The following is a 13934-nucleotide window of genomic DNA, read 5'->3' as shown; positions in this document are numbered from 1 at the left end:
GTTGCCGAAAGGCAAAAGGTGTCGGAAATCACGCTGCGTGATCGCCTGCCTGAGCCTATCCACATGGCCAAATCCGGAAATGGACGCGGAGACCACCAACACGACGGACTCAATTTGTCACCATAAGAAACAAATAGATACGCAACTGTCGTGCTATTCCAGGTAGGGCGCGAGGACCTCTGCGATCCATGTCATGAATGCGCGAACCCTGCGCGAGAGGTTGCGGCGGTGCGCTACGACGAGACATACGTCGAGTGGTTCCGGGCGAAAATCGGGCAGAACCTCCACCAGGGCTCCGCTCTCCAAATGACGGTGAATACCCGTCTGTGCAGCCTGGATCAGGCCAAGGCCTGCGAGGCCCGCGGCCTCATAGCTTTGCACGCTGTTGACATGCAGGGCACCGGGCAAGGGCAAAGTGGCATAGCCATCGCCATCCGGATATTCCCAGCCATAGGGTTTTGCGCCGAGGGACCGGCTGTAGTGGATCGTCCGGTGATCCTGAAGCCGCAGATCCTCCAGCGTTCGTGGGGTGCCGCGCCGCGCGAGATAGGCCGGGCTGGCGGCGTTCACCATGCGCAGCCGGCCCAATGGGCGGGCGATCAACGTTTCGTCTCCGACCGGCCCGAGGCGCAACACGCAGTCGAACCCTTCCTCGACCAGGTCAACCTGCCGATCCGTGCTCGACATCTCCAGCTCCAACGCGGGATAGGCGGCCATGAAGTCCGGCAGGACCGGCACGATCGTCGTGCGTGCCAGTTCGGTGGGCAGATCGACCCGAAGGCGCCCCCGCAGCCCGACGCCGTCCTCTGCAAACATCGACTGCAGTTCGTCGAAATCGGTCAGCAGTTCCCGCGCGCGCTCCTGAAAGCTTCGCCCGTCCTCGGTCAATTGCACGCTGCGTGTCGTGCGATGCAGAAGCCGAACGCCCAGCTCGTCCTCCAACTGCCGCACGACGGTCGAGGCGCGCCCCTTCTGGATACCCAGGCTTTCCGCCGCCCGACTGAAGCTGCGCATCTCTGCGACACGGATGAAAATGAGGAGGTGTTCGAGATTGTACATACGCCCGCCCGATATCTGTTCTCTCTGAGAGTAACAATGCGTTCTGCTTATCATGATTTATGACATAGATGGTGTCCGATAGACAGGGGGACGTAACGACACTTCACACAGGGAACATCATGTCGGAGAGAGTGAGGCCAGACCGCCTATTCTGGATCGGACGTTCAGCAAGCGCCCTGGTCATCGTGGCGCTGCCTTTGGACGCCTCGGTGCAGTTCTTTGTCCCGGATCTTGCCGCTGGCATGCTTGGAGAGGCGGGGTTTGAGACGACCATCGCCCCGGTTCTGGGCATGATCATGCTTGCTTGCGTAATCCTTTATGCCATTCCGGCCACCTCTTTCCTCGGCGCAATCCTGATCACCGGTTTTCTCGGTGGCGCGATCTGCGCGCACCTCCGCCTGGGCGAAATCGGGTCTCCGCCCGAGCTTCTCTCTCTTCTGCTGGGCCTTCTGGCCTGGGGTGGTCTTTATCTGCGTGACCCGCGTCTTCGCGACCTCCTTCCGATCCGTCGCTGACGCATCATCTGCCCATCAAAAGTGTGTGCCGGTGCTTTTCTGCTGACGCACCCAATCCTCAGAACATCAGGATGTAAAAATGACCAGTAAAACCACTCTCACCGCAGTCGTATATCACTCGGGCTACGGCCATACCCTTCGCGTCGCCGAGGCCGTTGCCGAGGGCGCCGGTGGAACGCTGATCGCCATTGATGCCGAGGGCAATATCCCCGACAGTGCCTGGGAAACCCTCCTTGCCGCGGATGCTATAATCTTTGGTGCGCCGACCTACATGGGCGGCCCCAGCTGGCAGTTCAAAAAATTTGCCGATGCCTCCTCCAAGCCGTGGTTCGCCGGCGCTTGGGAAAACAAGGTCATGGGCGGTTTCACCAACTCCGCCAGCATCAATGGCGACAAGCTGAACACGCTCCAGTATTTCATGCTTCTCGCCGGTCAGCATGGCGGGCACTGGGTGTCGCTCGCAATCAAGCCCGCCAACACCAAGGCCGCAAAGCGCGACGACCTGAACCGGATGGGCGCCTATGTTGGTCCGATGGCCCAGTCGGATGCCGATGCCGCTCCGGCAGAGATGTCGGAAGGCGACCTAGAGACTGCACGTCTCTATGGCGCGCGCGTTGCCGCCGTGGCAACCCAGTTCGCCGCGGGACGCGCGGCCTGATCCGAGCAGCGTTGCACGGAAGGAAAACATACATGACGACGAATGAGAATACGCTTTTCATCGGCGGGCGCTGGTCGCCCTCCGAAACCGGACAAACCTATACCTGCCTTGATCCCTATACCGGCGGGATTGCGTCCCGCGCCGCTGCCGCCAGAGCGGGTGACGTCGATCGGGCCATCAAGGCAGCCCGGCAGGCCTTCGCTCCCTGGGCTTCGCTTGCGCCGCATATGCGGAGAGATTACCTGATGGCCACGGCCGATGCTGTCGAAGCCCGTGCCGAAGAAATCGCGACCGCGATCACCGCCGAGATGGGCGGCCCTGCCGGCTGGGGGGCTTACAACGTCAAGGTGCTTTGCGAGAAGCTCCGCTTTGCAGCCGGCGCGGCCTACCAGGGCCTGACCGGAGAAGCGATCCCCTCCAACAATCCCGACCGCACTATGATGGCGATCCGCAAACCTGCCGGCGTCGTGGTGAGCATCGTTCCGTGGAACGCGCCGGTGCTACTGGTCGGCGCCTCGGTGCCCGCAGCCCTAATCGTGGGTAACACGGCGGTTATCAAGGCCTCGGAGCAGACGCCGCTGACACAGGCGCTCGTTGTGCAATGCTTTGCCGACGCAGGCCTTCCCGACGGTGTCGTCAACCTGATTACCAACGCCCCGGATAACGCAGCCGAGGTGGTCGATGCCTTGATCGCGCATCGCGACGTTCGCCGCATCCACTTCACGGGCTCGACGCGCATTGGACGGATCATCGCGGAGAAGGCGGGAGGCCATCTGAAACGCGCGGTGCTCGAACTCGGCGGCAAGGCGCCCTTTATCGTTCTCGCCGATGCCGATCTGGACCGGGCGGTCAGCGCCGCAGCCTTCGGCTCTTTCGCCAATGCCGGCCAGGGGTGCCTTTCGACGGAGCGGATCATCGTCGACCGTTCCATTGCGGACGAATTTTGTGAGCGCCTTGCCGCCGTGGCGCGGAAGGTGCCGCATGGCGATCCGCGAAAGGAAAGCACCGTTCTGGGGCCGGTGATCAACCAGGCTGCGGCAACGCGCTTGGTCGAGATGACCGCGGATGCCGTTTCCAAGGGCGCCGAGTGTCTGGCCGGTGGCACGGCGGATGGCCGATGTGTTGCTCCGACCGTGCTGAAGGGTGTCACGCCCGCGATGCGTCTCTACCAGGAGGAATCCTTCGGCCCGATCGCCTCGGTGGTGATCGTCGATGGCCCGGAGGACGCCCTGCGCGTTGCCAACGACAACGACTATGGTCTGTCTTCGGCGATTTTCAGCCGTGACGTGACACTGGCGCTCGACATGGCGAAACGCCTCAACGCCGGAATGTCCCACCTCAACGGGGCCACACTGGATGATGAGGCGCAGATCCCTTTCGGCGGGGTCAAGGACAGTGGCTACGGACGCTCGGGCGGCGCCATCGGGTTCGAGGAATTCACAGACGTCCAGTGGATCACGATCGAAGGTCCCAGGGCTCCGCGCTATCCGTTCTCTGAATAGGGCGACTACGCTCCGGCCGGCGCAAGGTATTTGGCGAAGGGCAAAGCCGTCACTATGTTCAAGCCGAAGACCGCCAGTAATGGCGCAAATTCATGCCGCCCAGTTCAGCCGCTTGCGGTCAACCGTTCAGCGACTCCAGTGAACGGGTTTTAGGTTCATATCCCTTCAAGTCCTCGCGATGCACACGAGCAATGTGGGCGAAATCATCTGGGAGATTGCCCGCAAGGCTACGATCCCGGCGCAAATGGGTGTGATAATCGGCCGTCGCTGGTAACAGCAGTTTTTAGCTGAGATAGCCGAGCCCAAAGTACGCACCCGAACGTCCTTGTTGGCCGGCCCGAAACGAAATCGGCCCGGCCAGATCAGGCCGATGGGCTCGGATTATGCGGAGCGCGGTGCTGACGGGCCGAGGCCGATGGTGCAAAGCCAGTTCAACACCACTTCCCGAGCTACATGCTTGTTGTCGACCTGGCAGTGCTCCAGGCCGCCAAGACGCCGATCCTCGATCGGGAAAAACGTCTTGTTGCTGGAGCCGGCCTGTTCGAAGTTCGTCAGGGCCTGCTTGAGCGGATTTGGCTGAACCAGAGCCTCTTCCGCGCCGTGCACGACCAGGAGCGGACATTCGATCTGGTGCAGAACGCCCTCAAGATCATAAGCGAACCGGGGATTGTTGGCGAAATCCTCCGGGCTTTCTGCGCCAAGGATGCGCAGGCCATGGGCGGCAAGGCTTGGGGGCATCCACTTAAGCATGGCCGGCCAGTCGAACTTGTGCGTGCCGCCATCCGAGATGACGGCGGCGATGCGCTGATCGAAGGCGGCGAAGCGCAAGGAATCGTAGCCGGAGAAGCTCTCTCCGAATACGATGATCCTGTCCGGATCCACCTCTGGCCGCGTGAGCAGGAAATCGATCGCCTTGGAATGAAAAGCCTCGCTGTCGGCGCGGCGGGTCTTGCCCTTCTCGTAAAGTGAAAGCCCCGTTCCCGGCTGATCATAAACGAAGAAATTGTAGCCGCTCGCGATGAAGGCCGGACCGAGGTTGAAATAGTTCTCCGTGGAGTGTTCTTCGCCGCCGTTCAGGGCAAACAGCGTCGGTTTCGGTCCCTCTATCCAGTGCGGCGAGAATAAATAGCCGTCAAGCACAGCATCCTCATAGGGGACCTGCACCTTTTCGGGCCTGACATCGAAATACTGACCCGCGGCTTCGAAAAGCTCCTGCGACTTGCGGATCATGCGCAGCTTCTCCGCCTCGTCATCCTTCACCATGAATTCCGCGGTTCTGATGTAATTGCAGGCGCGTGCATAGGCATCGCGCGCGGAGAGCCAGTTTCCGGTCGCCTCGGCCTCCCGGCCATGCCGTTCCACAGCCTCTGCGGTCGCACGCCACTCCCTGACCCATGTCTCGTCGATCGCGGGATCGATCCGTTTGCACGCCTCGAAAATCTCCGTGACATCGGCGAAGCCGAGGGAGGCAAGGCCGAGGATCTTGGTGACCTGGAATGACTTTCCATAATTTTGGGGCCAGTGGCTGAATTCAATCGTCATCGTATCTGCTCCTTTAGCAACAGCCTAGTTTTTCGCAGAGACCGGCCCGGCAAAGGCGCAGCGTTGTCGGCGGCACGGGAGCCAGAAGCGGTCTTTGCGAAAACTTTCCTCGCATAAAAGTGCGTGTCAAGCAAGTTTGCTCATCACGAAAGATTGCTAAATAGGCAAATATATGAAAGAAGGCATGCGAAACCTTCAGGAGTTCTGTTCCATGACCAAATCGGCAATCTTGATTTCAGGGGCCAGCATTGCTGGTCCTGCTGCAGCATTCTGGCTCGTGCGCGCTGGGTTCAACGTGACAATCGTCGAACGGGCCAGCGCGCTGCGCCAAGGCGGCAACGGCGTCGATATTCGTGCCGAGGCTCTCGCGGTTATCGACCGCATGGGCCTTGACGCGGCAGTGCTCGAACGGGCTGTTCACGTTGAGGGGCTTCGCTTCGTTGATGCGCGCGACCGAGAGCGAGCGCGGATCGCGGCTTCCGAGCTCGAAAAAATGGTCGGGTCGGAAGATGTCGAGATCACGCGCGGCGATCTGTCGGCGCTGCTTTACCAGGGCACACATGCGGATGTGGAGTATATTTTCAACGATGCGGTGGCAGCGCTCGCTCAGGATGACCAGGGCGTCGATGTGACGTTTCACAGCGGAGTGCAACGGCGCTTCGATCTTGTCATCGGGGCGGATGGTTTGCATTCCGCAATCCGTCGGATCGTCTTCGGCCCCGAGGATAGCTTCGTGCAGTTCCGCCAGCACTATTTTGCCTCCGTGGCCGCGGACATGGATATCGGCGAGCCTGGCTGGACCACCTTTTTCAATGAGGCGGGCCGGTCCGCGGCTGTCTATCGCGCCGGCGCCGAAGAGGGGCAGATCACCTTCATGTTCCGGAGCGACCAGCCGCTTGCCTACCACCATCGCGACGTTGCGGCACAGCGCCGCCTGCTGCGCGATGCCTTCGCCGGGATGGAATGGCATATGCCCGATCTGCTCGATGCTGCGGACAACGCCGAAGACTTCTATTTTGATGCCCTGGCTCAGACGAAGATGCCGTGCTGGTCGCATGGCCGCGTGGTGCTGGTGGGCGATGCAGCCTATTGCGCGTCTCCAGCCTCAGGGGCCGGCGCACTGTTGGCGCTGACCGGCGCCTACCGGCTTACGGGCGAACTGTCAGAGGGCGGAATTTCCGCCTCGGCTCTGGCGCGATACGAGGCGGCGCAGCGCCCTCTGGTCAAGCTGAAACAGTCGCAACTTTTCACCGGCATCACCGTTCCGCGCACGCGAGCGGGTATTCTCGCGCGCAATCTGTTTCTGTCATCGCCGTTGACGGGCGTCTTGTCGCGCTGGAAATCCGACAGTACAGACGTCCTTCGCACATACACTTTCTTGTCAGCCCAGTTATAATTAGCCGCATGAACACTGGTATTTCCCCCATCGGACTGCGCGAGCGCAAGAAGCGCGCCATGCGCGTCAAACTCAGCGATGTCGCCCTTCGCCTTGCGCTCGAGCGCGGCGTCTCGCACGTCCGTATCGAGGATATCGCCGCCGAGGCGGACGTTTCCCCGCGTACATTCAACAATTATTTTCCGAGCAAGGAAGCCGCAATCGTTGGAAGTGCGACGATACGGGCCGAGCAACTTTGCGAAATCCTGAGCAGTCAGCCAGACGGGCTTGCCCTTCATGACGCGCTCCGTTCCACGGTGATCGCGCTCTTCGAGGAAGAGCCCGACCGCGACTGGATCGCCCGCGCGCGTCTCATCCGTGCAGAGCCTTCGCTCTTCGCCGAGGCGGCCAAGGCAGATAGGTTGATCGAACAGGAAGTCGCCGCTGAAATTGGCCGACGGGCGGGAGTCGATCCCACGACGCACCTGGCGCCACGTCTCGCCGCCGCGGTGGTGATTGCCGCCATCCATGCGGCTGTCGAATTATGGCTCGACCGCGAGGATGGCTCGCTGAGCGATGTGCTTAGGCAGGTCATGGCTCAGTTCTGTATTGAAGACATCGCGGCCCACTAGGATTCTGGCCTGCGGGTAGGAGGTCGTTGAGATCGCGGCGACTGGCAGCAGGTTCAACTGACAAGCCCTCTGTGGCGATGCCCGTGAGCAACTCGATCAGGGATAGACAGTTCGAATCCCATCAAGACCTTAGAGCTGTCCATCACCATGGACGGCTCAGGTTCAGCCGGTGTCTTGCAGGCCGCTCTTGCCGGCAGGTCGGTAGCATCTTACACGGCTGCGACACACTGCGGCTCAGAGGGGGGCCGTCTCCACTGCTCCATGAAAGGCATGAACGCTACCGGGCGATATACGCAGTAAGCTCATCCGGCGTCCCGTTCGGGAAGGCCTCTTTCAGATAGGCGAGGAAGGCCGAGACGCGGCTGCTGAGCAGTCGCCGCGAGGGGTAGAGCGCCCAAAGTGCGATCTCGGAGCCCTCAATATCGCCCCAGTGGCTAAGGCTGCCGTCGGAAAGACTGTGGCTGACGAGCGATATCGGCAGGCGGGCGACGCCCACACCGGTCAGCACAGCATCGCGCACCATGATCAGCGATGACAAGGCGAGCACCGGCTCCACATCGACGGTCTCAAGACCTTTCGGCGTTGTCATCTCCCAGCTTTGCGCAACGTTCGCGCCGCGCACAACGCCCGGAACGGGTTTGTCGGCTTCGTTTCGCACAAGCCCGGGAGCCGCCACGACCGCCAGACGGTCGTGCAGGAACGGTTTGCCGATCAGCGTTTCATCCTCGTCCGGGTTAACCCGGATCACCAGATCGTAGCCTTCCTCGATCATGTCGACGGGGCGGTCCTCGGTGGTGATTTCCAGCCGGACGTCGGGATATTTCAGCGCAAAGCCCGCGGCGATCCTGCCCATGGCCGTCTGCGACAGAAGAAGCGGCGCGCTGATGCGCAAGCGGCCACGCGGTGTGTCCCCGCCCGAGGCAATGCTGGCCGCCGTTTCGTCGATCTCCGTCAGCAGGGCGGCCGTGCGCTCGTGAAGAGCCCGGCCTTCTTCAGTCAGTTTCAGATCGCGTCCGCCGCGCTCGAACAGCCGCAGTTCAAGTGCGGCTTCGAGTTCTGCGACGCGCCGCGACAGCGTGGCCTTGGGCCGGCCGGAGGCGCGCGCCGCCTTGCCGAAGCCGCCATGGCGGGCGACGAGATTGAAATCAGACAGAGCAAGAAGGTCCATATCGTTCCATCTTTGAGACGGCATGTCTAAATTAGCGATCTATTGGACCAAGAATGGATCATCCATATTCGGGTTGTCAAGCAAACACACCAACCCGGAGAAAATATCATGACTATTCTTGTGACAGGCGCCACCGGCAATATCGGCAATCAGGTCGTCCAGCATCTCGTAAGCCAGGGCGCAGACGTCAAAGCCCTTGTCCGCGATCCGTCCAAAGCCGAATTTCCGGCAGGCGTCGACGTGGTCCAGGGCGACTTTCTGAACGTCGACAGCCTGCGCAGCGCCTTTGACGGCGTCTCGACGCTGTTCCTGCTGAACGCCGTCGTGCCGGACGAATTCACCCAGGCGCTGATTGCCCTGAATGTCGCCCGCGCCGCCGGTATCGAGCGCATCGTCTACCTCTCGGTCATTCACCCCGATGTCTATGTCAATGTGCCGCACTTTGCCGGCAAATTCGCCGTCGAGCGGATGATCGAGCAGATGGGAATGAGCGCGACGATCCTGCGCCCGGCCTACTTCATCCAGAACGAAATGATGATCAAGGATGCCATCACCAGCCACGGCGTCTACCCGATGCCCGTCGGCGACAAGGGTCTTGCCATGATCGACGTGCGCGACATCGCCGAGATTGCCGCCCTCGAACTGCTGCGCCGCGAAACCGCGCCGGCGCCGCTTCCCCTTGACCGGATCAACTTGGTGGGCCCGGAAACGCTGACCGGCGCCGAGGTGGCGTCCATCTGGTCGGAAGCATTGGGCCGCACCATCGCCTATGCCGGCGACGACACGGACGCCTTCGAAGGCAATCTGAAGCAGTTCATGCCGCCTTGGATGGCCTACGACATGCGGATGATGGGCGAGCGCTTTCTCACCGACGGCATGCTGCCGGAAGGCGGCGACGTTGCCCGCCTCGAAGCCCTTCTCGGCCGCCCGCTGCGCACCTATCGCAACTTCATCCTGGAAGCCGTCGCCGCCGATTAAGCGCGCGCCCGACTGTCTTTCAAACAACTGTCTTTCAAACAAGGGAATTCTGTCATGATCTATTCAACCGCCACAATTCCAGTCAATCCGGCAGTCGAAACTACGCTCACCCGCGAGCAGGTATGGAAGGGGTTGGAACTGAAGGCACGTGATGCGCGCCTGTTCCTCCCGCCTGGGCTTTGCACACGCTGCGATGTCACGGAGGAAAGCGAAACCCATTTCGTCCGCGAGGTCACGATTGCCGGCGCCGATCTTCGTGAGATCATCACGCTGGAACCGCTGAAGAAAGTGACCTTCTTCCAGGCCACCGGTCCGCGCGAAGGCGCCATCGTCAACGAGCTGTTCGAGGATGAGGCGGGAGAACTCCAGCTTCGCTTCTACTGCTATATCGGGCTTCGCGGCAAAAAGCCGGACGGCCCGGAAGAACAGGCCGAACAGGAACAGTTCGACAGCGATAACGGCTACAAGGCCGCGCTCACCTCAACGCTCAAACGCACCCGAGAACTGGTCGCGGAGGGCAAGCTCTGATCACCCCTGTCTCACTCCACGGCGGGCGTCCTGAAAGAGGCGCCCCGCCGCCCCGAAAGGATTGAACGCCATGTCCACGACCGAAATCCACGCATCTCCACTGCCGAAGATCGTCATCCTCGGCGCCACCGGCCCAACCGGCCGCCACCTCGTCGCCCAGGCCGTCTCGCGCGGCCATGATGTTACCGTTCTGGCTCGCTCGCCGGAAAAGGCGGCAGAGCTCAAAGGCGCAAAGCTGGTCGTTGGCGATGCCCGCGACGAAAAGGCGCTGCGTCAGGCGCTGAAGGGACGCGATGCCGTCATCAGTGCGCTCGGCACGCCTGCTAGTCCGTTTCGCGACGTCACTCTCCTGTCGACGGCCACACGAGCGCTCGTGAAGGCCATGACGGCGGAGAATGTCTCCCGCCTTATCGCGATCACCGGGCTCGGCGCGGGCGACAGTCGCGGTCACGGCGGTGCGCTGTTCGACAAGGCCATTTTCCCGATCCTGCTGCGCAGAGTCTATGCCGACAAGAACCGGCAGGAAGACATTATCCGCAAAAGCGGCCTCGACTGGACTATCGTCCGCCCGACCATCCTCACCAACAAGCCGGGAACACAGTTCGTTCGCGCCCTGACCGACCTTCAGGGTTTTCACGGCGGCAGCATTGCCCGCAAAGACGTTGCGCGTTTCGTGCTCGATCAGTTGGTTTCGGATGAATGGCTGCACCAGTCGCCGCTGATCACCGCATGAGAAAACCGGGCTCCTCCGACATGACGGCTCCGCGCCAGGCGGAGCCGAAATCGTCTGAAGTGCGGCTGCGGATACGGGTCCTTATCGCGTTTCAGCCTGCCGGGCGATCACATCTCCAAGCGAGGGAGCGTACTGTTCAAGCGCTGCGCGGCTTTTCGCCCACGCCGCTGGATCGGCGCCAAGGGCCGACTTGAGCCACGCAAGAGACAAACGCTTCAGCGCTTCGAGCACATCGGGGGCCTCGGTTTCCGTCTCCTTCGCGTCCAGTCCGGCAATGCCGCCAAGGCCGTGGCCAACACCGTGGAGTGTCAGCAGATCGCGGTCCGAGGCCACTGCATCATGAAAAGCATCGGCGTGCCATTCCGGGCCGCGCGGGGTGAAATGCGGATTGTCCTCAGCACCGCAAACGACCAGGCTTGGTGCGGCGATCATTGAGAAATCGACATCGAAAAACGGGAGCCGCGCCGGGTTTTCCTCCGTCAGATCGTCACCGCCGCGCCCGGGTGCTGCCAGCAGAATGCCGGCCGAAATGCGCGGATCGGCGAAATCTTCACCCTGCAATGTCGCGCCCAGCAGCAGGGAAACCGTGTGCCCGCCGAAGGAATGACCAACCGCCGCAATGCGTTTTCCGTCCAGCCTTCCGGCAACGCCACCTACCTGTTGCTCGATTTCGTCCAGACGGTCGAGAATGGCCCTAAGCTCTTCCACCCGCTCGCGCCAGAAGAACGGCGCGCCTTCTCTTTCCGCAGGCATGCCGCCGACGCGCGAGCTGGCATGGGTCGGCTGAATCACCGCAAAGCCGCGTTCCGCCCAGAACTGGGCAAGGTGGGCATAGCCATCCTTGGAAGGAATATAGTTCGATGGTCCGAAGCCATGGGACAAAAGCACGATGGGAAACCTGTCTCCGCTTGCGGGCATCGTCAGCCGCAATTCCAGTGGCTGGCGGCCCGCCATTGCGAGGCGGATCGGCGTATAGGCAACAGTCAGCGCCGCCTCAGGTGCGGGGATGTGCCGCGCCAGATCGATCAGATTATTCATGGATCAAACTCCTGAAATGGAGGTGTGAAAGACGGGTTCAGGCTGTGGCGTTATGTTCGCCTTCGAACAAAGCCCGCGTGTCCGCGCCAGCAGGGATCATCATCGGAGCGTTGTCGTCCGTCACGGCCTGCCAGACGGCCTCGGCCACATCTTCCGGCGTCGTGAACAGGGTGCCGGAGCGAAGCGTTGCCAGATAGTCGTGAACGAAGGCGGTGTAGGGCTCTGGGATCTCCATCCCCATCCGCGCCACGGCGTTCTTGCCGAAGCCTGTGGCAGGCGCGGAGCCCGGCAGAACGAGGCGGGCGCGTACGCCGAACAATTTCGCCTCAAGGGCAAGGCTCTCGGTAAAGGCATTCAGCGCCGCCTTGCTGGCACTATAGACAGACAGGGCCGGAAATGGCTTCAGGGTAACGCTGGAGCTGACATTGACGATAACGCCCGTCTCTCGAAGCCGCATCTGCGGCAGCACCGCCCTGGTCATCGCCATTGCGCCGAGAACATTGGTCTCGAACAATTCGCGCACCTTCTCCATGTCCGCGCCCTCAAGCACATTCAGCATGCCGACGCCGGCATTGTTGACCAGCGCGTCGAGCGGCCCGGCCGCTGTAACGGCGTCCGCGATGCTTTCCGCGTCTGTGACGTCGAGAGGCAGGACCGTGAGCCTGTCGGAGGCGGGCAATTGGTTGGTGTTCGGATCACGCATTGTCGCCACCACGTCCCAGCCCTTGGCAAGAAAGGTCCGGGCGATGGCGAGACCGAATCCGGAAGAGGCGCCGCTCACAAGCATCCTGGGCATGTTCATATCTCCTGTTGTTGAACTTGCACCAAAATGGGCTTGCGCTCCCGGACATTCTATAATTGTATGTCCGTTATTATTTATCGAAAGTCCGAAAATATGACCGATCCGGTCGCAGAAGTCGTCTCACTGCTGAAACCGCAACCCTCCATCGCCAAGCAGGTGACAGGCGGCGGGCCGTGGCTCGTGGAACGCACCGAGCTTGGCAGTCCGTTTTATTGCGCCATCGTCGAGGGCGAATGCCTTCTGACAATTGCGGGCAGGAAGCCCATGCTGCTAAAGGTCGGTGACTTTATCCTCATTCCGGAGGCCTACTCCTTCACCATGAGCAGCCTTCAGCCGCCGCCGCGCGGGGCGCTCGCCCAGCGGCTGGAAACCAGTCCCGGCGTTTTCAGGCTCGGCGATCCCGCAACGCCTGTCGAAATCCGGGCAATGGTCGGCCATTGCGCCTTCGGTTCCGACGACAAAGCGCTTCTGGCTTCGCTTCTGCCGGATCTCATTCATGTGCGCGGCGCAAAACGGCTGATGCTGCTGGTGCAGATGATCAACGAGGAAACCGGCGCCAGACGAACTGCCCGCGAGATCGTGCTTTCGCATCTGCTGGAAGTTCTCTTCATCGAAGCGCTGCGCTCGACGGGTGGCGCTGAGGCCACGCCGGGTCTTTTGCGTGGCATGGCCGATCCGAAACTGGCCCCGACGCTGAAGCGTATTCATGAAGACCCGACCCGCAGTATCAGCGCCGAAAGCCTTGCAAGCGAGGCAGCAATGTCACGGTCTACGTTCTATGCCCGCTTCCAACGCGAGATCGGCGTTACTCCGATGGATTATGTTACTGGCTGGCGCATGGCACTTGCAAAGCAGCTCTTGCGGCAGAAGGTGGCCACCGCGAAGATTGCTGAGCGGGTCGGCTATGGCTCGGTTAGCGCCTTCAGCACAGCGTTCAGCCGCTATGTGGGTATGTCACCAGGAGCATATTCAAGAGGCAATACGCCCGTCGCGGATTAAGGTGTATACCGCTTTCCATATGTGGGGAATTCAATGCCGCATCAGAGCCAAGGTTAGCATCTGTTAGTCCGGCATTCGCGCTTGCGGGTTCAGTCTTCAGCGACCTTGACAGGCGTCCGCGCGCCGGAACTTTTAACGGAAGCCCAACGGCAGCTAGTTGGAAGAGCACTTTACCCCCACCCTAAACTTTAGCGCCTACTTTAGGCTTCGAATTTAGCCTCAGACTGGGCAACCCGCGCGGTGCCAAATACCCGCAAGGGCAAGGGGCTGCGGAAGGACCCGCCGTTTTCTGAAGGCTGGCGGACCCCGTAAACCAAAGGGCGGACCGCCGAAGCGATCCGCCCTTCTGCACCCGTCCCAGGCACTCAGTCAGAAGGCCTGAATCTGGCCGCCGGGAACGCGATG

Annotated in this window: 14 protein-coding genes; 9 read left to right on the top strand and 5 right to left on the bottom strand. The window is 61.3% G+C overall.

Features of this window, described 5'->3' with window-relative positions; translation table 11 throughout:
- Positions 1-153: 153 nt before the first annotated feature.
- Positions 154-1059 (bottom strand): LysR family transcriptional regulator, encoded by a 906-nt coding sequence (locus TM49_RS13925; protein WP_045682126.1) that lies wholly within the window; start codon positions 1057-1059, stop codon positions 154-156.
- Positions 1060-1178: 119 nt separating this feature from the next.
- On the opposite strand from TM49_RS13925, the gene TM49_RS13920 reads away from it, so the two are divergent.
- From TM49_RS13920 to TM49_RS13910, 3 genes are all read left to right on the top strand, one after another.
- The gene (locus TM49_RS13920; RefSeq protein ID WP_045682124.1) at positions 1179-1574 is read left to right on the top strand and encodes a DoxX family protein; all 396 of its coding nucleotides are present in this window, start codon (positions 1179-1181) and stop codon (positions 1572-1574) included.
- A 79-nt stretch (positions 1575-1653) separates the two neighbouring features.
- Entirely contained in the window at positions 1654-2232 is a 579-nt protein-coding gene (locus tag TM49_RS13915) for a flavodoxin family protein (protein ID WP_045682122.1), read from the top strand.
- A gap of 32 nt (positions 2233-2264) precedes the next feature.
- Positions 2265-3734 (top strand): aldehyde dehydrogenase, encoded by a 1470-nt coding sequence (locus TM49_RS13910; protein WP_045682120.1) that lies wholly within the window; start codon positions 2265-2267, stop codon positions 3732-3734.
- Between the two features lie 381 nt (positions 3735-4115).
- Here the strand turns inward: TM49_RS13910 and TM49_RS13905 are convergent, their stop codons facing one another.
- Entirely contained in the window at positions 4116-5276 is a 1161-nt protein-coding gene (locus tag TM49_RS13905) for an alpha/beta hydrolase (RefSeq protein WP_045682118.1), read from the bottom strand.
- Positions 5277-5487: 211 nt separating this feature from the next.
- On the opposite strand from TM49_RS13905, the gene TM49_RS13900 reads away from it, so the two are divergent.
- Complete coding sequence (locus TM49_RS13900) at positions 5488-6672, top strand: FAD-dependent monooxygenase (RefSeq protein ID WP_158498639.1); 1185 nt, start codon at positions 5488-5490, stop codon at positions 6670-6672.
- 8 nt (positions 6673-6680) lie between these two features.
- Positions 6681-7283, top strand: a complete 603-nt coding sequence (locus TM49_RS13895) for an acyl-CoA-like ligand-binding transcription factor (protein ID WP_045682117.1) — start codon at positions 6681-6683, stop codon at positions 7281-7283.
- A 277-nt stretch (positions 7284-7560) separates the two neighbouring features.
- On the opposite strand, the gene TM49_RS13890 is transcribed toward TM49_RS13895, so the two are convergent.
- Positions 7561-8451 (bottom strand): LysR family transcriptional regulator, encoded by an 891-nt coding sequence (locus tag TM49_RS13890; protein ID WP_045682114.1) that lies wholly within the window; start codon positions 8449-8451, stop codon positions 7561-7563.
- Between the two features lie 108 nt (positions 8452-8559).
- Here TM49_RS13890 and TM49_RS13885 point away from each other — a divergent pair, with 108 nt between their 5' ends.
- From TM49_RS13885 to TM49_RS13875, 3 genes are all read left to right on the top strand, one after another.
- Entirely contained in the window at positions 8560-9429 is an 870-nt protein-coding gene (locus TM49_RS13885; protein WP_045682112.1) for an SDR family oxidoreductase, read from the top strand.
- A gap of 54 nt (positions 9430-9483) precedes the next feature.
- Entirely contained in the window at positions 9484-9957 is a 474-nt protein-coding gene (locus tag TM49_RS13880; protein ID WP_045682110.1) for an SRPBCC family protein, read from the top strand.
- A gap of 70 nt (positions 9958-10027) precedes the next feature.
- The gene (locus tag TM49_RS13875) at positions 10028-10690 is read left to right on the top strand and encodes an NAD(P)-dependent oxidoreductase (protein WP_045682108.1); all 663 of its coding nucleotides are present in this window, start codon (positions 10028-10030) and stop codon (positions 10688-10690) included.
- 81 nt (positions 10691-10771) lie between these two features.
- On the opposite strand, the gene TM49_RS13870 is transcribed toward TM49_RS13875, so the two are convergent.
- Both TM49_RS13870 and TM49_RS13865 read right to left on the bottom strand, forming a co-directional pair.
- Complete coding sequence (locus TM49_RS13870; protein WP_045682106.1) at positions 10772-11728, bottom strand: alpha/beta hydrolase family protein; 957 nt, start codon at positions 11726-11728, stop codon at positions 10772-10774.
- Positions 11729-11765: 37 nt separating this feature from the next.
- Positions 11766-12524: an SDR family oxidoreductase gene (locus TM49_RS13865; RefSeq protein WP_045685241.1), complete on the bottom strand. Its 759-nt coding sequence runs from the start codon at positions 12522-12524 to the stop codon at positions 11766-11768.
- Positions 12525-12623: 99 nt separating this feature from the next.
- Here TM49_RS13865 and TM49_RS13860 point away from each other — a divergent pair, with 99 nt between their 5' ends.
- Positions 12624-13529: an AraC family transcriptional regulator gene (locus TM49_RS13860; protein WP_045682103.1), complete on the top strand. Its 906-nt coding sequence runs from the start codon at positions 12624-12626 to the stop codon at positions 13527-13529.
- Positions 13530-13934: the final 405 nt, after the last annotated feature.

The organism is Martelella endophytica, from assembly GCF_000960975.1.
Lineage (GTDB): Bacteria > Pseudomonadota > Alphaproteobacteria > Rhizobiales > Rhizobiaceae > Martelella > Martelella endophytica.
This window is presented reverse-complemented; position numbering and strand designations above follow the sequence as displayed.

What these genes read in the sequence shown, in the direction of transcription:
- TM49_RS13875 (WP_045682108.1), top strand. Translation starts at nt 10,028, where the DNA reads ATGTCCACGACCGAAATCCACGCATCTCCACTGCCGAAGATCGTCATC.
- TM49_RS13915 (WP_045682122.1), top strand. Translation starts at nt 1,654, where the DNA reads ATGACCAGTAAAACCACTCTCACCGCAGTCGTATATCACTCGGGCTAC.
- TM49_RS13920 (WP_045682124.1), top strand. Translation starts at nt 1,179, where the DNA reads ATGTCGGAGAGAGTGAGGCCAGACCGCCTATTCTGGATCGGACGTTCA.
- TM49_RS13900 (WP_158498639.1), top strand. Translation starts at nt 5,488, where the DNA reads ATGACCAAATCGGCAATCTTGATTTCAGGGGCCAGCATTGCTGGTCCT.
- TM49_RS13925 (WP_045682126.1), bottom strand. Translation starts at nt 1,059, where the DNA reads ATGTACAATCTCGAACACCTCCTCATTTTCATCCGTGTCGCAGAGATG.
- TM49_RS13865 (WP_045685241.1), bottom strand. Translation starts at nt 12,524, where the DNA reads ATGCCCAGGATGCTTGTGAGCGGCGCCTCTTCCGGATTCGGTCTCGCC.
- TM49_RS13860 (WP_045682103.1), top strand. Translation starts at nt 12,624, where the DNA reads ATGACCGATCCGGTCGCAGAAGTCGTCTCACTGCTGAAACCGCAACCC.
- TM49_RS13870 (WP_045682106.1), bottom strand. Translation starts at nt 11,728, where the DNA reads ATGAATAATCTGATCGATCTGGCGCGGCACATCCCCGCACCTGAGGCG.
- TM49_RS13895 (WP_045682117.1), top strand. Translation starts at nt 6,681, where the DNA reads ATGAACACTGGTATTTCCCCCATCGGACTGCGCGAGCGCAAGAAGCGC.
- TM49_RS13905 (WP_045682118.1), bottom strand. Translation starts at nt 5,276, where the DNA reads ATGACGATTGAATTCAGCCACTGGCCCCAAAATTATGGAAAGTCATTC.
- TM49_RS13890 (WP_045682114.1), bottom strand. Translation starts at nt 8,451, where the DNA reads ATGGACCTTCTTGCTCTGTCTGATTTCAATCTCGTCGCCCGCCATGGC.
- TM49_RS13885 (WP_045682112.1), top strand. Translation starts at nt 8,560, where the DNA reads ATGACTATTCTTGTGACAGGCGCCACCGGCAATATCGGCAATCAGGTC.
- TM49_RS13880 (WP_045682110.1), top strand. Translation starts at nt 9,484, where the DNA reads ATGATCTATTCAACCGCCACAATTCCAGTCAATCCGGCAGTCGAAACT.
- TM49_RS13910 (WP_045682120.1), top strand. Translation starts at nt 2,265, where the DNA reads ATGACGACGAATGAGAATACGCTTTTCATCGGCGGGCGCTGGTCGCCC.